The sequence below is a fragment of the Pseudomonas sp. GCEP-101 genome (genome assembly GCF_025133575.1).
In the GTDB taxonomy this organism is placed as follows: Bacteria; Pseudomonadota; Gammaproteobacteria; order Pseudomonadales; family Pseudomonadaceae; genus Pseudomonas; species Pseudomonas nitroreducens_B.
Genome location: NZ_CP104011.1, coordinates 5270271 through 5288540, shown reverse-complemented (window position 1 = coordinate 5288540; position 18270 = coordinate 5270271). Strand labels below are relative to the sequence as shown.

General features: G+C 58.6%; 17 protein-coding genes and 2 pseudogenes. 18 read left to right on the top strand and 1 reads right to left on the bottom strand.

Features of this window, described 5'->3' with window-relative positions; genetic code table 11:
• The first annotated feature begins 5 nt into the window (after positions 1-5).
• The 18 genes and pseudogenes from tssC to N0B71_RS23765 all read left to right on the top strand — a co-directional run bounded on the left by tssC (position 6) and on the right by N0B71_RS23765 (position 16584).
• On the top strand, positions 6-1544 hold the full coding sequence (tssC, locus tag N0B71_RS23850; RefSeq protein ID WP_259755329.1) for a type VI secretion system contractile sheath large subunit: 1539 nt from the start codon (positions 6-8) through the stop codon (positions 1542-1544).
• A 21-nt stretch (positions 1545-1565) separates the two neighbouring features.
• A pseudogene (gene tssK / locus N0B71_RS23845) lies at positions 1566-1853 on the top strand (type VI secretion system baseplate subunit TssK); the annotation flags it as partial.
• 45 nt (positions 1854-1898) lie between these two features.
• Entirely contained in the window at positions 1899-2957 is a 1059-nt protein-coding gene (locus N0B71_RS23840; protein WP_259755328.1) for a DUF2345 domain-containing protein, read from the top strand.
• A 2-nt stretch (positions 2958-2959) separates the two neighbouring features.
• Complete coding sequence (locus tag N0B71_RS23835) at positions 2960-3733, top strand: hypothetical protein (protein WP_259755327.1); 774 nt, start codon at positions 2960-2962, stop codon at positions 3731-3733.
• Entirely contained in the window at positions 3718-4092 is a 375-nt protein-coding gene (locus N0B71_RS23830) for a DUF7079 family protein (protein ID WP_259755326.1), read from the top strand. The genes N0B71_RS23835 and N0B71_RS23830 overlap by 16 nt, the downstream gene beginning before the upstream one ends.
• Positions 4093-4766: 674 nt before the next feature.
• Positions 4767-6923 (top strand): lipase family protein, encoded by a 2157-nt coding sequence (locus N0B71_RS23825; RefSeq protein WP_259755325.1) that lies wholly within the window; start codon positions 4767-4769, stop codon positions 6921-6923.
• Positions 6924-7503: 580 nt separating this feature from the next.
• The gene (locus N0B71_RS23820; protein ID WP_259755324.1) at positions 7504-7800 is read left to right on the top strand and encodes a hypothetical protein; all 297 of its coding nucleotides are present in this window, start codon (positions 7504-7506) and stop codon (positions 7798-7800) included.
• Positions 7801-7913: 113 nt separating this feature from the next.
• Complete coding sequence (locus N0B71_RS23815) at positions 7914-8567, top strand: hypothetical protein (RefSeq protein ID WP_259755322.1); 654 nt, start codon at positions 7914-7916, stop codon at positions 8565-8567.
• Positions 8568-8748: 181 nt separating this feature from the next.
• The gene (locus tag N0B71_RS23810; protein WP_259755321.1) at positions 8749-9501 is read left to right on the top strand and encodes a hypothetical protein; all 753 of its coding nucleotides are present in this window, start codon (positions 8749-8751) and stop codon (positions 9499-9501) included.
• Entirely contained in the window at positions 9494-10144 is a 651-nt protein-coding gene (locus N0B71_RS23805; RefSeq protein WP_259755319.1) for a hypothetical protein, read from the top strand. Before N0B71_RS23810 ends, N0B71_RS23805 begins: the two co-directional genes overlap by 8 nt.
• Before the next feature lie 52 nt (positions 10145-10196).
• A complete protein-coding gene (locus N0B71_RS23800; RefSeq protein ID WP_259755318.1) occupies positions 10197-10463 on the top strand; it encodes a PAAR domain-containing protein in 267 nt (88 codons plus the stop codon).
• A gap of 57 nt (positions 10464-10520) precedes the next feature.
• Positions 10521-11204: a hypothetical protein gene (locus N0B71_RS23795; protein WP_259755316.1), complete on the top strand. Its 684-nt coding sequence runs from the start codon at positions 10521-10523 to the stop codon at positions 11202-11204.
• A pseudogene (locus N0B71_RS23790) lies at positions 11198-11449 on the top strand (type VI secretion system domain-containing protein); the annotation flags it as partial. The gene N0B71_RS23795 and the pseudogene N0B71_RS23790, both read left to right, overlap by 7 nt.
• A gap of 22 nt (positions 11450-11471) precedes the next feature.
• Positions 11472-13235 (top strand): type VI secretion system baseplate subunit TssF, encoded by a 1764-nt coding sequence (tssF, locus tag N0B71_RS23785; RefSeq protein WP_259755315.1) that lies wholly within the window; start codon positions 11472-11474, stop codon positions 13233-13235.
• Positions 13199-14296, top strand: a complete 1098-nt coding sequence (gene tssG, locus N0B71_RS23780; RefSeq protein WP_259755313.1) for a type VI secretion system baseplate subunit TssG — start codon at positions 13199-13201, stop codon at positions 14294-14296. The genes tssF and tssG overlap by 37 nt, the downstream gene beginning before the upstream one ends.
• Entirely contained in the window at positions 14277-14828 is a 552-nt protein-coding gene (gene tssJ, locus N0B71_RS23775) for a type VI secretion system lipoprotein TssJ (protein WP_259755312.1), read from the top strand. Before tssG ends, tssJ begins: the two co-directional genes overlap by 20 nt.
• Complete coding sequence (tssE, locus tag N0B71_RS23770) at positions 14825-15262, top strand: type VI secretion system baseplate subunit TssE (protein WP_259755310.1); 438 nt, start codon at positions 14825-14827, stop codon at positions 15260-15262. Before tssJ ends, tssE begins: the two co-directional genes overlap by 4 nt.
• A 23-nt stretch (positions 15263-15285) precedes the next feature.
• Complete coding sequence (locus tag N0B71_RS23765) at positions 15286-16584, top strand: OmpA family protein (RefSeq protein ID WP_259755309.1); 1299 nt, start codon at positions 15286-15288, stop codon at positions 16582-16584.
• Positions 16585-16653: 69 nt separating this feature from the next.
• Here the strand turns inward: N0B71_RS23765 and N0B71_RS23760 are convergent, their stop codons facing one another.
• Positions 16654-18270: a gamma-glutamyltransferase family protein gene (locus tag N0B71_RS23760; RefSeq protein WP_259755308.1), complete on the bottom strand. Its 1617-nt coding sequence runs from the start codon at positions 18268-18270 to the stop codon at positions 16654-16656.

Genomic DNA, 18270 nt, shown 5'->3' with positions numbered 1-18270 from the left:
ATGACATGTCCGTAGAAACCAGCACCGTATCCGCCACCGGCAACACCGTACACACTCGCGAGGCGCAGGGCGTCTATGCCGCGCTGTTCGACAAGATCAACCTGAACCCGGTGTCATCGTTGACCGACATCGAGGCCTACCAGAACACCGACGTGCTCTCGGACGTCTCTGCTGACGAGCGTGTCACGGCAGCGGTCAGCGTCTTCCTGGATCTGCTCAAGCGCTCCTCGCAGAAAGTCGAGCGCCTCGACAAGACGCTGCTGGACGAGCACATCGCTCAACTGGACGCACAGATCAGCCGCCAGTTGGACGCGATCATGCATCACCCCGACTTCCAGCGGGTCGAATCCACCTGGCGCGGCGTGAAATCGCTGATCGATCAGACCGACTTCCGCCAGAACGTGCGCATCGAGTTGCTGGATGTCAGCAAGGACCATCTGGTGCAGGACTTCGAGGACGCACCGGAAATCGCCCAGAGTGGCCTCTACGTCCATACCTACACCCAGGAATACGACACGCCCGGTGGTGAGCCCATCGCGGCAGCGATCTCCAACTACGAGTTCGATCGCGGCCCGCGGGATATCGCATTGCTGCGCAGCATCTCCAAGGTGGCAGCCGCTGCCCACATGCCCTTCATAGGCTCGGTGGGGCCGGCCTTCTTCGGCAAGGAAACGATGGAGGAAGTGGCGGCAATCAAGGACATCGGCAACTACTTTGACCGTGCCGAGTACCTGAAGTGGAAATCCTTCCGTGATTCCGACGACGCGCGCTACATCGGCCTGACCATGCCGCGCGTGCTGGGACGCCTGCCATACGGCCCGGATACCGTGCCGGTGCGCAGCTTCAACTACATCGAAAACGTGAAAGGCCCGGACCACGACAAGTACCTGTGGACCAACGCGACCTTCTCCTTCGCCGCCAACATGGTGAAGAGCTTTATCAACAACGGTTGGTGCGTGCAGATCCGTGGCCCACAGGCGGGCGGGGCGGTCACCGACCTGCCGATCCACCTGTACGACCTGGGCACGGGTAATCAGGTGAAGATCCCTTCGGAAGTGATGATCCCCGAAACCCGCGAATTCGAATTCGCCAACCTCGGCTTCATTCCGCTCTCGTACTACAAGAATCGCGATTACGCGTGCTTCTTCTCCGCCAACAGCGCACAGAAGCCGGCGCTGTACGAGACGGCCGATGCCACCGCAAACAGCCGCATCAACGCGCGTCTGCCGTACATCTTCCTGCTTTCGCGCATCGCCCATTACCTGAAGCTGATCCAGCGGGAAAACATCGGCACCACCAAGGACCGTCGCGTCCTGGAGCTGGAGCTGAACAACTGGATCCGTGGGCTGGTCACCGAGATGACCGACCCCAGTGACGACCTGCAGGCCTCGCACCCGTTGCGCGACGCCAAGGTCACCGTGGAAGACATCGAGGACAACCCTGGTTTCTTCCGGGTCAAGCTCTACGCCGTGCCGCATTTCCAGGTGGAAGGCATGGACGTGAACCTGTCGCTGGTTTCGCAGATGCCGAAGGCGAAAGCCTAAGCATTCACACGGAAGTCATCCATGAAGATCGACCGCCCCTTATGGGGGGCGGGGGCCTTGCTGTCCCCGCAACAATTCCAGCAGCAGGCGCGCTGGGAGGCCTGGACCAACGAATGCGTGGCACGCATGTCGGCGGTCCACCCCTGGGGCGTTCAGAGCGCTTCCTTCGATGCGGATGCCTTGCGGCTGGGCAAGCTCAAGGCAACCCGTCTGCGCGTGCGCCTGCCGGATGGCACGCTGATCGACAGCGACGTCACCGATCGTTTGCCGGCGGCGTTCGATCTGGCGAGGTTAGGCGAGGACGATGCCTCATGCTGCGTGGCCTGAAAGCGCGTTATCCGTAGTGGCAAGGGTGTGTTCATCAGTGCTGACGTGCAGAACAAGGCTCAGGGCCTGGTTCTGGAGATGGATGCTGCAATCGAGCAGTTGGACAGTGCCCTGTCGCTAGCTCGTTCGATGCGTGCAGCCGCATTGGGAGCCCAGGTGAAGCCTGGTGATCTCGACAGCCAGATCCGGTTGAACAAGGCCCTCAATTCCCTGGCCAAACCTGGCGTACTGGTGCACGCCCCTGAGGGCGTAGGCATCCTCAGCCCCGAAACGATCTGCATTTCTTCCGGTGGCGAAAGTGTGGGAGTCATGGCAGGTCGAAACCTGGATCTTAGTTCCGGACGAGATCTCACTGCGGTGGCCGAGGACTCTGTCAGCGTCCTGGCACAGTCATCAGGTATGCAGCTCAAAGCGGCCCACGGCAAGGTTGAACTGCATGCCCAAGATGGTGACCTGCATGCTCTTGCTAGCAATGAGGTCAAGGTCGAAAGCACTGGGGGGCGAGTAGAGATCACAGCGCCTGAGGAAATAGTGCTGCACTGTGCTGGTGCCTATATCTGCATCAAGGGCGGAAATATTGAGCTTGGCGCCCCAGGCAACATTTATCTGAAAGCTGCCAATGTGCAGAAGCTCGGCAGTACAAACCTGAATATCCCGCCAACGCCTTTGCCGGGCGGTTATAGCGCACGTTATGTGTTGAAGGATGACGCTCAAGCGCCAATGACATTCACCAGCTATCGGGTGACTACAGCCGCAGGCGAGATGTTTAACGGCGTCACGGACAGGGAAGGCAAGACCATGCCTCTACATACCCTAACGCCGGACAATCTGAATATAGATTTTCCTGAATCAGAAAGATGGATTGGATTCTCCGCACCCGAAGGCATGAACTATCTGGGCATCAAGTGCACCGCGACTATGGATGACGGGGAAGAGCTTATCGGTGAGTTCCTCACTGAAAACCAAGCTTTCTTCTACTCGTTCTCCGGTAAAGCCTGTGTGGATTTGAAATTTGAGGATTTGGATTCGTTTGTAGAGTTGCCGAGTGGGGCTGAAAGGCTTCTTAAGATGTTGGCGGAGAACTAAAAATGGATTCTTTCTATCGGTACTATTTGGCTCAAGATATTCATCCTGTAGATGATTCTGTTCTTGATAAGGCTGTAGAGTCTCTGGAAGGTACGGCGGTAAAATTTTCACTTGATGCAATTAGCGATGCTGCGCAGCGGGAAAACTACAACAAGAATATTCGTAGAGTGGTTGAGGATATTAAGGCAGAGGTCAAGGCTGGAAGGGTCTCCGTAAAAGAGGCTGCTGAATTTTGCTACGAGATGCGTAACAAAATCATGGCGGAAACAAGAGCCAGGACCTCTGCCCAAGGGCTAGCCATTGCTGAAAGAAGAAAGCGAGTTCCTCCGTCGCTTGACGAGCTTCTCGATAAATACTCTATGGAGAAGTACAAAAAGAAGTTCGCGCAATTAAGTGTCAAGCAGAAAAGTACGATTCATTATACGATTGTAGAATCCTCTGCTCGCGCTGACGCTTTGGTTAATACAACGAACAAAGTCCTCAGGGTTGCTGGCAAGGTGACGATCGTCGTGACGATAATTTATGCAGGGTACGAAATTGCCAATGCGGATAACAAAACAAAGGAGACGATCAAACAGGCAGGAACAATTGGGGGGGGATTCGCTGGGACACTTATTGCAAGCGCATTGGTTTCGACAGTGTGTGGTCCTGGCGCCCCTGTTTGCACTATTGCTTTGATGCTGGCAGGTGGTGCTATAGGCGGCTTGGCAGCATCTTCAACTTTAGATTATTTCGATGAAGAGTTGGAGGAGTTTACAAAATGGCAGATCAGTTGAATCGATCTGCGCTTTGGGTCGCATTGTCCGACTTGTTCGCAGATAGTGAAACCAACTACCGATATATAGCTGAGATAGCAAAAAACTACACATTGGCCGAGGTGGAGTTTGAATTGTTTGAACGAGTGGCGCCGGTATGCATCGGAAACATGTTCTCTCCTGTGCCACCCATCTGGGGTGGGTTTAGTGAGAAGGAGCTTGTTAAGGATATTGAGGAGTATATTCTTAAGCGCTCAGCTCAAGGGGTAATAAGCCGAGGCGGATCAGTTTTGTTCGGTTTTTTCATTCGAGCATACTGCGCAAAAATGTGGGCAAAATTAATAAAAGAAATAGGCGATCAGACTTCGGGGTGCGCGTAGTGAGAGGCGCAAGGTGCCTGCTGACCCGAGCCATCTTAGGTTGGCGGGGTTTTTAAGTAGCATTCAAAGGCGTCTCTCTTTCTTGTTTGCAGGGGATTGCAACGAACATGACTATTGCTGCTCTTTTCGCACCATTTTTTATATTGGCCATGTCGTTTTTGCTGCTTGCCTATATGGCTGCAAAAGATATTGGCAAGATTTACTCGACCTTTCGCAATAGCAGGATTGTCTACTCATACTTAGATGGCTGGACTGGGAGTTCAATCCCAAGTCGTTGCACGCCGCTTCTTATCGTGATTGGGGCTGTGGTGTGTTCGCGAATTCATATTGCCCGAGGGGATATGTTGCCGGAGGAGTTAGATAATCTTCCGAGGAGTATTCGTGTTCGAATAAATTGGGTGGCAGGCCTAATTATTCTTAGTTGCATATGGATTTTGGCGTTATTGGTTTGGGGAAAATATTTCAAGTAAATCCTCTATTGGCATTCCTTCGTCTATAGATAAAGTGGGATGGAAACTATATTTTTGCGTTTTGGTGCCCAGCGAACGGTAGGATTTCACATGGAGGATGTAAGAATAAATGAATATAGAAGTCAACAAGAGAAATGTTCTGATCATTCAGATGTGACTGGCAGCAGTCGCGACTTTTATTCCTTTCTTCATGGATGAATCATTATGTCCGATAGAAACCACCGTACCGACACGCTTTGCCCACTAAAAGACGTTCAAGCGGGCAAACAGATTAAGCACTGGCTTGAATTCCAGCTAATAGACGAGCGTGGGGAGCCATTGTCTGATCTGCCCTACCGGGCCATCAACGATGCTGTTCGCTGCGGGGAGATTGCCGAGTTCAAAGGGAGCAGTGACGCTCAGGGGATCATTCGACTGGAAGGCTTGAAGACTATCCCCGTTACCTTCTGGCTAGACGCAGACCCTCTGGCAGAGCTGCTGAAAACGCGCCGATTGCGGGCAGAGCGGTCCGAAACATCAGTGGAGAAGGTCCACGAATATACCTACGAGCCATCACCACCAGGCTTTTCACCGCGAGAGAAAGAGGCGCGGGCGGCAGGTAATCTGTATCACTACCTGCGCATCGGGCAACTGAGCGACCGTCTGCCGAAGCTCGATCCACCGTTGGCCGACCCGGAAAAATTACCTGGCTTCCACTTTCCAGACCCGACGTTCGGCGGTTTTACCGTCCCCGCCGATCAGCTGGATCGCCGCCACGTGTTGGAAGTCTGTCCCTTCCGCGCCTGGCAACTGGTGCTGCACCACCAGCCCGAATACAGCATCGTCAATGGCTACAACCTGGGGGTGATGGCTAGCTTGACCTACTCGACCGTCGTGCACGACAAGCTCGAGAAGGGGATGGAGGTAGACCCGGAGGTGGAGTTCGGTTCGGTGGAGGAGTTTTTCTTCCGCCAATGTCTGGACCTGTCGCGTACGCCAATGATGCTTGACTCCACGGGGCAACAGTTACCTGCTGTGGTAAAGGATGTCCCCTTCGATGAGCGCTACACAACAGCTGTAATGTTGGACACACTCGATGCCAAGCCATCGCCTGATGATCCAGATACCCCCTACTTCATCATCGAAAATACCCAACTATTTTACTTCAGTAATAAGTCGCAGGTGGTGGTGGCCTGGCGAGGCACCCATGAGCCCATCGACTGGCTGACAGACTTTCAATACCGCCCAAGACTACCTGATGGTACCGATTGTGACGTAAAGCGAGCGGCGAGTCAGTGCACTTTCCTGACTTCAGCGGGTAGTGTGCATGATGGATTTCTGCAGGCATTTGAGATTGCAAAGAAACTTTTCCCCGATGATTTTGATTTTATTAAAGATGAGGCGCGAGATAAAAATCTATTTATCTGTGGGCATAGTTTGGGTGGTGCTCTTGCATTAATTAATTCTGCCGAGATGAAATATCAGGAGCCTCTGCTGTATACCTACGGGATGCCCCGCGTGTTCACCCAAAAAGCGGTGGAAAGCCTAAATACATTCACTCACTTCCGACATGTAAATGACTGCGATATGGTCACCAGCGTGCCTCCCGAAGCCGAGCTGGATAATTTCTTTTACAAATCATTCGGCCCTCTAGGGCCGATACTGGGCTACGCCTGGTCAGTGCCTGAACTGCTGGCCAGCAAGCTCATCGGATTCGGCGACCCCTATTGGCATCACGGCAAGATCGTCATGCATTACCAGGCCGACCAGCACATTCTGGACCAGGCGCCAGGCTCCGATTATCCCGCTTACAGAAGCAAGGATGGGCTTGGCGCTCCGCACTACAGCAAGATTCGTAGGCGTTTGCCCGAGAGGGCGTTTCTTTATCTGGTGCCCAGCCTGGATGCTGCCGAGAGCCGCTATGCCGGCGAAGAGCAGAAGACGCTGATGAAGGCGCTATCGAAGGAGAGCATGCAGCGCTATTTCCCACCGCATACCAATCCTGATCGCGGCGCCCCCAGCGCGGAGGATCATAGGATGGTCATTTCATATATGCCCTTCCTCCACAATCAACTCTTGGAGTTGGCCGATCCTGCCCGGCCATTGGAGAGAAAGTCGCAACGTGATCGCTTCGAACAGCAGATGGCCCACAAGGATATTCCTGAAGCGGAAAAGCTGCGTAACGAGCACTTCCTGGTCTTGCAGAAACTGATGTCCATGACGTTGCCGATGACTCGGGAAATGGACGGTGGCCCCGAAGCGCTCGAACGCTTCTGCCGTGAGCAGGAGGCGGGGTTGCCAGTCGAGATCATGCGGGCAAAGCCTTATGGCCAAGTGCAGAAATCGGCTGAAATCGGCAAACAAGTGGAGCTGATACCATGAGCAAAGGTTTGGACCAAGCACGCTTCCGTCTTTGCGGAGCGAACTTTCATTCAAATATTCCTCGCTTTCGACAAACTAGCGTCGCCCTGAGCCGCCACTTTGTCATGCCAACAGCTGTAAGCACGATGCTGCTCTTGTTTAGCTTAGGGGGCTGTGCACAGACCCAAAGCACTGACTTTTCACCACCGCCTGGCGGAGAGTCCGTCAGCGTGACAGTGAAAGTCCCCAAGGATCTTGCCGCCAATACAATGCGTGTGATGTATCGCTCGGCGAAGTGCCCCATCTCTCGCTCCGACGGAGCCGGTAATCGTTATGAGATAGACGGTGCCCATGCCATCGAGATTGAGCCTCAACGCCAGGGGGAAAGTGATCTCTACGGAGCTCAGCTAGCCCGAAATGGAGGCGGTTCCTGCCAGTGGAAACTGAGCAACGTAACCTTTGGTGTGCATTACCTGAATACTGCACGCTTTGGCCAAAATACGCGGGCAGGAAGGGGGGGGGGGTAATAGTGATTTTTGACCGTAACCAACCTCAGCGAAGGTCTCTTCTGAAAAGACCTACTGAAGTCAAAGGCGACCTAATGATCAAGAGAGATTATTATCCCTGGGTCGACGAAGAGTTTCTTGGTCAATACGAAAAACAAGTTCGCTTGGTTGGTGATGATGACTTCTTCCTTACATTTAAAGCACTTAGTGCGAGAAAAGTGTCATTTGAGCCTGTTCTGCATGCTAATTATGTGGTGGAGTCCGCAGGGCCAAAGGTTAAACAGGAAGGTAACCATACTCGCTTTATCTATCCAGACGGTAGCGTGGTAGAAGATGGCAGCAGCAAGCCAAATTTCAATACGCTACAGGCTATTCGTCAGGGGAATAGATGAGATACCGGCCGCTGCAGTTGTCGACCGCCCTTTTGCTATTGGTTAGTTTGGTGGGCTGTGCGCAAGCTATCAGCACTGACTTTTCACCACCGCCTGGCGGGGAGTCCGTCAGCGTGACAGTGAAAGTCCCCAAGGATCTCGCCGCCAACACGATGCGTGTAATGTATCGCTCGGCGAAGTGCCCCATCTCTCGCTCCGACGGAGACGGTAATCGTTACGAAATAAAGGGGGCTCATGCCATCGAGATCGAGCCTCAGCGCCTGGGGAAAAGTGATCTCTACGAGGCCCGTTTGGTTCGAGATGGTGGTGGTACTTGTCAGTGGAAGCTAAGTAATGTGACCTTTGGGGTTCACTACGAAAATTCCGCGCAGTTTGGAGAGGGAGTTAAGTATGGCTGGGGCGGAGAGGTTATCATTGCTTTTGATAAAAATCTTCCACAGCAAAAAAATATGTATGGTTTGAAAGAGGTCGACGGAGATTTATCGATTAGGCCGGATTATTATCCATGGATGATTGAAACATTCATTGGTGGCCACGAGAAGACTATTGTCCTTCTGGGGCGGCAGGACTTTCTTTCATATCGAGCGCTCACTGCTGAAAAGGTATTCTTTGAGCCGCTTCTTCATTCAGAAATGGTTGTTCGAACCATTGGTGTTAAAAATATTGGCAAAGGCGAGAAGGCGGAGAATATATATCCCGACGGCACTAGAGAATTTTCAAGCTCTGATCCAAATATAGAAAGGCTTAGTGAGATGGTTGCAAAGTGAGAGGCGGGGCATGGAAAACATGATCTCTCTCCTTTCTGCCTCTCGTTGGCAGACTCCACTACTCCAGGGGTATTGGCCTCGAAGAAGTTCAGCCGTGGGACAGTGTTATGCCATTCACTCCGTGTGGCTGCGCCATGCCGATCTTCGAGAAGCCTGGGGGCATCCGAAGGGGGCGCAATCAATGAAGTTTACTTTCTTGAGGCTCCTGCTTCTGATGGCTTCACTGCTCGCACTGGGGGCATGTAGTTCGCGCTACGACCTAACGCCGCCGCCAAGCGGGCCACAGGTGACTGTGACGATCAAAGTGCCCGAAGGCGCCTCAGTGAAGGCCATTGAGGCGGAGTACCTGTCCGATCGCTGCTTCCCTCCGCAGTATGGTCCGTTCAACCGCTATGCGACGCAGGAACTCAAAATCAAGCCAAAGCGCCAGGGTGACAGCGACCGCTACCAGGCACAACTGGATTTGGATGGTGGCAGCGCCTGCCACTGGCGGCTCGCCACCGTGACGGTGGGGGTCCAATACTGGCGGGCGGGCAAGCTCGACCTTGCTGGCACCGTGCGCGAGGACGTGACGGCCATCTTCAATGTCGATCGGCAGGGCGAACGCATCGACGAGCTGCCCGAAGCCCTACGAACCCGCAAGGAGCTTTTGCTGAACGCCCATTACTACCCCTATGTGAATACGGTGGGATCAGGCAATGCCGTGATCATGTTTGTGGCCAGCGGTTCGGACTATGCCCGAGGACCGGCGGCCGAACGCCTGGTATTCGAGCCCCGAGTGGAGCGCAAGCTAGTTGCGCGCATGAGCCGGGATTCGGCGGGCAACATCGTCATTCTCTACCCCGACGGCAGTCGCTTACCGGCTGGAACCTGGCACCCCGATGTGAAGAAGCTCGACGCCATGCGTTTGGGCGAAGTGAGCAGCCATGAATAGGAAGTTTTGTTTTAGTAACTCATTAATTCGTTGGGTGTTTCTGAGTTTGATTTTCTTCTACTTACAGGGTTGTGCTGGTAATTATTCAAAGGTTTCTTTAGGCGAGATTTCGGGCAATGTTGCGCGGGATTCTTTTGCTCAAATTGTCCTGGAAGACAGCGACATGGCTTATATGGCCGAGTTTATGGAGGAAATTAAGAAGATTCCTGGAGTAAAGGAGCCGAAAATTACCTTCTTCGAAGGTAGGCGCTGTGTAAGTTTTTGGGTTCCCATACGCTTTGGGGGAGATGGTAAAGATACAGCGACTCTATCGTTGCTTCGTGGGGAGACACGTCGCGGCAAGGGGCTCGGAATAGTGATTAATACTAAGTGGGGTAAGAGTTTCCCTCGCTACTCCAGAAGCCTGATTCTTCTTGAGTTGAATAACGATACCGGTAGAGAGTTTGTCAGTGGCGGTCTCGATTCGTATGGGGCCGACTTCAATGGTCGATCTTCGATGTTCTATAAGACACACATTGCCCCCGGGGAATCAGTGAAAACCATTTTGGTGGTGGACTTCAACCCGGAAAGAGCAGAGGGCATTGCGTACGACGAACTGAGCTATTTCGAGGCCTTTCTTCTAGAAGTAGAGCCGAAGAGATGATGTGGCTCGCTTGGTGGTGCTCTTGGATGCTTTTTAAAGGAAGGAACTCTTAATGTCTCGAGGATTTGTATTGCTGGGTGACAGGACCACTCACGGTGGTCAAGTCATTTCTGCGACTTCCACCCATGAGGTGCATGGCAAGCTCGTGGCGCTGGTGGGTGATTTGGTTAGTTGCCCGATTCCCGGCCACGGTGTGAACGCCATCGTCGAAGGTTGCACCGACTGGTCCGAGAATGGCCGCGCGCTGGTGGTGGATGGGTGCCGCAGTGCCTGCGGCTGCCAGGTAATTTCCAGCGCTCCCGACTGCTCGGTGTTCTAAGCGATGGCTTGGAATCGTCGTGCACCTGAAGTCGCCGTGGCTCCTGAGCCATTGTCGATGATTCGCTGGTTGGGGGCTGCTCTGCTGGCGGTGGTCATTGGCATCGGGTTGTTCGTGCTGGCGGTGTCGGGGCGTCTACCTGAACTGGCTGGGGTCAATGTCTGGATGCTGGCGGCTTCGCCGTTACTGTTATGGCTCCTGGTGTTCGCGGTACGCAGCTACACCTATGGCGGGGCGCTCAGCCATTTCCAGTTTCTGGAGGAGCAGGCGCAAGAAGCGGAAGTCGCCTGGAGCCATTGGGCAAAGCGGCACTTTGCGGTGCAGGCGAGTTGCGTGGTGCTGCCGGAGCAGGTATCCGCAGCCGTTATCGCTCAAGGATCCCCCGGTGAGCCGCGTCGTCCCGGCGAGGTTTGCCGCATTACCGAGCTACCCGTGAAAGGCAATGAGCGTGTGCAGGCAGCGCTGCAGAAACTGTTTGCAGGCGTAGGACCTGCCCTGATGGCGCTGCCTGCTGATCGAGACTTGCGGGTGACTGTGCTGCATGACCTTGAGGCTGAAGAGCTTGTAAAGCTCCGCGCAGCGTGGCGCAAAGGCTGGCTCAATGCTGTGCCCTCGCGCTCGCAAGTCTCAGCGAACTTTGTCAGTGAACGCTCGCTGAACTGGCTGGAAGACGGCCTGAAGACCCCCGGCGCGGCGATTGAGCTGGTCCTGGTGTTGCAGGTCAACGGCGCAAGCGCTTAGCCGAGCAGCACGGCAAGGCGGAGCTGGCGGTGCATCTGCTGGCGGAGCTGGATAACCAGGCCGAGGCCTTGAGCGACTGGGAGCCCGAGCTGTGCTTCGAGGTCAAGGCGCGCCTGCTCAAGCTGCTGCGGCAGAAGGCCCAGCGCAGCGATGCCGACAAGCCCACCTTGGCGCGGCGCATGGAAAGCCTGCTGGCCGCACTGGTCGCCATCGATCCCGTACGCGCTGCCGTGCTGTGCGGCTGACCCTTATTCCCAGGACTGCGACATGGACAATCTGACCCTGCGCTATTTCGACGCCGAAATGCGCTATCTGCGCGAGGCGGGCAAGGAGTTCGCCGAAGCCTTTCCCGACCGCGCGGCACAACTCAACCTGGACAAGGCCGGCGCCCGCGATCCCTATGTGGAGCGCCTGTTCGAAGGCTTCGCCTTCCTCATGGGGCGCCTGCGCGAGAAACTCGACGACGACCTGCCGGAGCTGACCGAAGGGCTGGTCAGCCTGCTCTGGCCGCACTACTTGCGCACTATCCCCTCGCTGTCGGTGATCGAACTGATACCGGACATTCGCGAGATGAAGCGCTGCGAAACCATTCCCAAGGGCTTCGAGGTCCTGTCGCAGCCGGTGGGCCCTAAGCGCACACGGTGCTGCTATACCACCACCCAGGACGTGGTGCTGAATCCAATGATCATCGAGTCGGTGCGGGAGGCCAGCGAGCCGGATGGCCGCTCGGTCCTTCGCCTGCGCTTTGCCTGTAGCCCCTTGGCGGACTGGTCGTTGATCGACCTCCGCCGTGTGCCTCTGTATCTGAATGCCGATGCTCCGCTGGCCTGTGCGCTACACCGCGCCCTGACGCTCAATGCCCAGGCGCTCTACGTGCGGGTGCCGGGCCACACCGACCGCGTGAAGCTGGATGGCCATTTCTCGCCAAAGGGCTTTGGCGATGACGACCGACTGTGGCCCAAGGGCGACAGTGCCTTCAGCGGCTACCAGTTGCTGTTGGAGTACTTCACCTTCCGCGAGAAGTTCATGTTCGTCACGCTCCAAGGGCTGGAGCAGATGTCGATTCCGCCGGAGCTGTCGGGCTTCGAGTTGGACGTAGTGCTGAGTGAGCAATGGCCCCATGAATTCAGGGTGACGGCCGAGCACGTGCGTCTGCATGCCGTGCCGGTGATCAACCTGTTCCCGCTGGAGGCAGACCCACTGAGGTTGTCGCCGCTGCAAACCGACTACCTGCTGCGGCCGATGCGCTTGCAGGATGGTCATACCGAGATCTATTCGGTGGACAAGGTCTCATCTTCCAAACATTCCACCAACCGTGACTACGTGCCCTTCACCAGCTTCCGCCACAAGGGCGGCATGCTCCGTGATGACGCGCCGGAGCGCTATTTCCATACACGGATGAAGCGCGGTGCCAATGGCATGCACGACACTTGGCTGATACTGGGTGGTGAAGGATTCGATGCCGATCGCCTGAGCGAGACCGGAAGCCTGTCCCTGCTCCTTACCGGCACCAATGGCCAATTGCCGCGCAAGGCGTTGCAAAGCACCTTGCTGGACTCGCCAGTGAAGTCGCCCTTGGTGGGCCTTAAAGTGCGCAACCTTTGCGCCCCGACCTTGCCGTGCTATCCGCCCAACCGCGACCGCTTCCACTGGCGGGTGCTCAGCCACCTGGGCTCGAACTTCCTGCCGATGCTCGACAACGCCGAGGTCCTGCGCGGCACCCTGGCGCTGTACGACTGGACCCACGGCGAGCTGAATCGTCGGCGTCTGGAGGCCATCGCCGACGTGCGCCATCACCTGATCCAGCGCTTCGAGAAAGGCTTCCTGCTGCGCGGCGTAGACATCGAGGTGACGCTGGATGCCAACGGCTTCTCGGGTGAAGGCGATATCCATCTGTTCGGCGAAATGCTCAACCGCTTCTTCGCGCTATACGCCGATATTCATCTGTTCAACCAGCTCACGCTGGTCCTGCAACCTTCGGGCAAGTGTCTGCGATGGAAAGAGAACCACAGTCAGCGTATTCCCGGCTGAAGGCCAGCGGGCTGCTGGAGGCGCTCGGCGAGCGACTGCCCCAGGCCAGCCTGTATCGCTTCTGCCAGTTGCTGGAGGCAGCGCTGCCGGGCAACCCGCCGCTGGGCAGTACGTCGAATCCGGCGGACGATGCCGTGCGCTTTCGCCCGCACCCGGGCATGGGGTTCCCGGCCAGCGAGCTGAAAGCTTTCGAGGTGGATGAGGAAAATCCGCTGCGGCCGGTCACGGTGCGGACGCGGCTGCTCGGGTTGTATGGCGTCGACTCGCCCATGCCCACCGCCTACCTGGACGACATCGCCCAGCGGCGCGAGGGGCATGAGGCGCTGGAGGCCTTCCTCGACATCTTCAACCACCGCATCTTCACCCAGTTCTACCGGATCTGGCGCAAGTACTCCTATCCCGCGTCGTTCGAAGCGGGCGGGGCAGACGACACCTCGCAATGCCTGCTCGGGCTGATCGGCCTGGGCATTCCCGGCACCGCCGAGCACATCGCCACCCCGGTATCGCGCTTTCTCGCGCTGCTGGGCGTGATGCGTCTGCCGACGCGCAATGCCGAAGGCGTCGTGGCGTTGGTGAAGCTGCTCGCGCCCCGTACCGAGGCGCAGGTCACACCCCATTGGCCGCGCAAGGTGCCATTGGCCAACCGCGCCAGCCTCGCGTGCAATCAACCTGTACGTCTGGGCCAGGGCACGCCGCTGGGCGCCAGTGGTGCGGACGCCAATAGCCAGTTGCTGCTGGTGCTCTCCACCGACGACCTGGAGGAGGCCCGTGGCTGGTTGCCCGGTGGCCAATTGCACAGCGACCTGCTGGTGCTGCTGCGGGTTTACCTGGGGTGGCGCTGCACCGCGCGGCTGCAACTCTCGCTGCCGCTGGAGTGCCTGCCGGCGCCCAGCCTGGGAAGCCCGTCGGTGTTGCTGGGCATGACGGCGGTGCCGGGGCTGGACGAGCGCATGCGGCAAACGGCGGGGCATACCTGCGTCACGGTGAATCTGGGGCGCTATCAGGGACTGAGCGAAAACTCGATGAGCAGGGAGACACACGATGTCGCTTACCGTTTCTAGATCGTTGCTGGCCGCTGTGCTGCTGGCAGCGTCGTTGGCGGGCTGTGGCTTGACGCAGCGCACCATGGACGCCGGCAAATCGGTCGGCAACGCCATCTTCTATAAGCAGGTCAAGGAGTTGCACCTGGACTTCAGCGGTCGCTCCGCACTGAACACCAACACGCACGATATGAACGGGCTGTCGGTGTCGACGCTGGTGCGCGTTTACCAGCTGCGTGACCGCAAAGCGCTGGACCAGGCCAGTTATCAGGACCTGCTGGACGGCGGCGATAACCTGCTGTCGGCCGACCTGCTCGATCAGCAGCGCGTGGTGGTGAAGCCGGAGGAAGGCGCACAACTGAACATGCCGATGTCCGCCGATGCGCAATATGTTGCCGTGGTCGCGCTGTTCCGCTCGCCCGATGAGCAGGACAACAGCTGGCGCCTGGTGCTGACCCGCGAAGATCTGGATCCGGACAAGGCACGTCAGATCGAGTTGGGCGACAACGCCCTGACCCTGGTGCCCGCGCCGAAGAAGGACTCCTGGTGGTGAGTGAGCAGAACCCGTCGCTCTACGAGCTGCTGTTGCAGAACTTCAGCGGAGAGTTCGACCTGCACCAGGTCCGTGAGGAGGACCAGCCGGTGCTTTCCGTGCTGGACAACCTGCAGCGCATCCTCAACTGCCGTGCCGGCACCCTCAGCCATCTCCCCGATTACGGGTTGCCGGACATGAGCCAGATTCTCCACGGCATGCCGGGCAGCGCCCACGGCCTCATGGCGACCCTGCACGACAGGCTGCTCAAGTACGAGCCGCGCCTGGCGTCGGTGCAGGTCATGCTGCTGCCGCAGACGCTTCCCGGGCACCTGGAGTACAGCCTCGACGTAGAGCTTCAGGACGGGACCCGCGCCACCTTCGGTACGACACTCGAGCCCCAGGGCAAGGTGCTCATGCGCCACCTGAAACAGCGCGACTATCTGGCGCGCTGACGGCAAGGGAGCTTGAGCAAGGAATGACGGTGTTCGAGGAAAAGATGCGCCTGGGCGGCGACCCCAGGGCTTACGAGCAGTCTGCGGCGCTGGGTGCGGAGCTGGCGAAATTGAGCCACCCGGCACAGCCGGACATGGATTGGCCGCGGGTGGAGCGCCTGTGCCTGGCGCTGTTTTGCGAGCACGGCATGGAGCTGCAATCGGTCACGGCCTTCACGCTGGCGCGAGCGCACCTGCTGGGCTTGCAGGGGTTGGAAGAAGGTTTGAGCCTGATCCGCCGGCTGCTTGAGCAGAGTTGGGAGCAGCTTTGGCCGCCTGCAACCCCGGTGCGTCTGGAAATGCTCTCGTGGTTGTACGCGCAGGTGCGCACCTGGCTGCGCGGGCAGCAATTGTCGGATGCCGACGTGCCGGTTCTGCATGCGCTGGATAGCCAGCTCAGAGCGGTGGCGGACGTTCTGCATCGCCGTGACCTGACGGCAATGCCGGCGCTGGAAGCGCTGACCACCCAGTTCAAGGGACTGAGCAGACGGCTTGCGCCGGAGGCAGGAATCCCTGCGGCCGAAACCACGCCTGCTGTAGAACGGCTGCCGGACCCCGCGAAGGCGACTGCCGACCAGCCGGACGCGGCCGTCGAGAACACGCCGCCTGTGCCTTTGGACGAGCGCAACGCCGCGCGGGCAATCCCCGTGCCTGTGGAAAAAGCACGCGCGGTGCGTGTGCCGCCCCGTGCGACCACGGCGGTGGCGGTATCGAGGTCGGCTGGCGATACAACCACGGCAGTCCAGTCTCCTCAACGCAAACGCCGGTTGCTCTGGCCTTGGCTGCTGCTGTTGATGGGCCTGGCATTGCTGACAGGGCTGTTCGCCTGGGCCCACAGCCAAGGGTGGCGGGTGATACCGGCGGCTGGACCGCTCTCAGTAAACGAACCGGCCGTGCCGGCTGGGGAGCCTTCAAAGCCGATTCGCCTGGATGGCCAACTGCTGTTCCCGCCGGGCAAGGCTGTTCTGCGGCCCGAGTCGGACAAAGTGCTGATCAACAGCCTGATCGACATCAAGGCGCAGCCGGGCTGGCTGATTGTGATCACCGGGCACAGCGATTCGACCGGGGATACCCGGCGTAACCTGGCGCTTTCCCATGATCGCGCGGTTGCCGTGCGCGACTGGATGCAGCGCATGGGCGACATTCCGGACGATTGCTTCGAGGTGCGCGGCGCTGGGGACAGCGAGCCGGTGGCCAGTGATGCGACGGAAGAGGGACGCAATGCCAATCGGCGAGTCGAAATCACCCTCACCCCGGAAGGCGGCGCCTGCACGGCGCCCTGAGCGAGGCCCGCGCCGACGTCTCCGCCTCACCGACCGCCGCGTGGCTGTCGGTGAGGCGCAACAACGTCCTCAGCACACCGCAATATGCGAATCCGCGCGTGGTTCGGTGCCGCCGCAGAGTACGCCGGTCTGCGGGTCGCGGACGATGATCTGGCCGCGGCCGTAGTCGGTCAGGTCGCAGGCGATCTCCACCTCGTGGCCGCGTCGGGCCAGGCCGAAAGCCAGGTCGCGGTTGGCGTGCTGTTCGATGCCGACCTTCATGCCGCCCAGCCACTGCCAGCGCGGGGCGTCCAGCGCGGCCTGGGGGTTGAGGCCGAAGTCCACCAGGTTCATCACCATCTGCAGGTGGCCCTGGGGCTGCATGTAGCCACCCATGACGCCGAACGGGCCGACGGCCACGCCATCCTTGCTGAGGAAGCCGGGGATGATGGTGTGGAAGGTCTTCTTGCCTGGCGCCAGGGCGTTGGAGTGCGCCGGGTCGAGGCTGAATTCCGAGCCACGGTTCTGCAGGCCGATGCCGCTGTCAGGCAGCACCACGCCGGAGCCGAAGCCGTGGTAGGCGCTCTGGATGAACGAGACCATGTTGCCTTCGCCATCGGCGGTGGCGATGTATACGGTGCCGCTGGCGTGTGGGTCGCCATGCTTGGGCTCGGCGGCGCGTTCGCCGATTTCGGCGCGGCGCCGTGCGGCGTAGTCGTCGGAAAGCAGCGCGGCGGTGCTGACGCGCATGTGCTCCGAATCGGTGATGTAGTGCAGGCCGTCGGCGTAGGCCTTCTTCATCGCTTCGAGCTGGCGGTGCCAGGTGAGCTGGCTGTCGCGCTGGTCGAAGTCGTAGCCCTGGAGGATGTTCAGGGTCATCAGGGCGATCAGGCCCTGGCCGGCCGGTGGGATTTCCCACACGTCGTAGCCGCGGTAGTTGGTCTTGATCGGTTCGACCCACTTGGGCTGGTAGCCGGCCAGGTCGGTGGCGCTCAGCTCGCCCCCGGTGGCGGCGGAGTGGGCGGCCAGGCGCTGGGCGATGGCGCCTCGGTAGAAGCTTTCGCACTGCGTTTCGGCCAGCTCGGCGAGGGTTTTCGCCTGGGACGGGTTGCGGAACAGTTGGCCGGCCCGCGGCGCTTCGCCGTCGATGGTGAAGGTGTCGAACCAGGCTTCCAGCGCCGGCACGGCGGCGCGGCTTTGCTGGTATTCGCGGCGGGCGGTTTCCCACTGGTGGGCGACCACCGGGGACACCGGGAAGCCGTCGCGTGCCAGGGCGATGGCGGGCTGCATCAGGTCGGCGAACGGCAGCTTGCCGAAGCGGGCGGACAGTTCCGCCCAGGCCGAGGGGATGCCCGGCACGGTGACCGGCAGCCAGCCATGCACGGGCATCTTGTCGAAGCCGGCGGCCTTGACCTTGTCGATGGAGAGGGAGGCGGGCGCGTGGCCGCTGGCGTCCAGGCCGTGCAGCTGGTCCTTGACCCAGACCAGGGCGAAGGCGTCGCCGCCGATGGCGCAGCCGGTGGGTTCGACCACGGTCAACGCGGCGGCGGTGGCAATGGCGGCGTCGATGGCGTTGCCGCCGGCGCGCAGCATGGCGATGCCGGCCTCGGCAGCCAGCGGCTGCGAGGCGGCGACCATGCCGTTGCGGGCGAACACGCTCTGGCGCTGGGAGGCGTAGGGATATTCGTGGGCAGAGAAGCTCAGCAT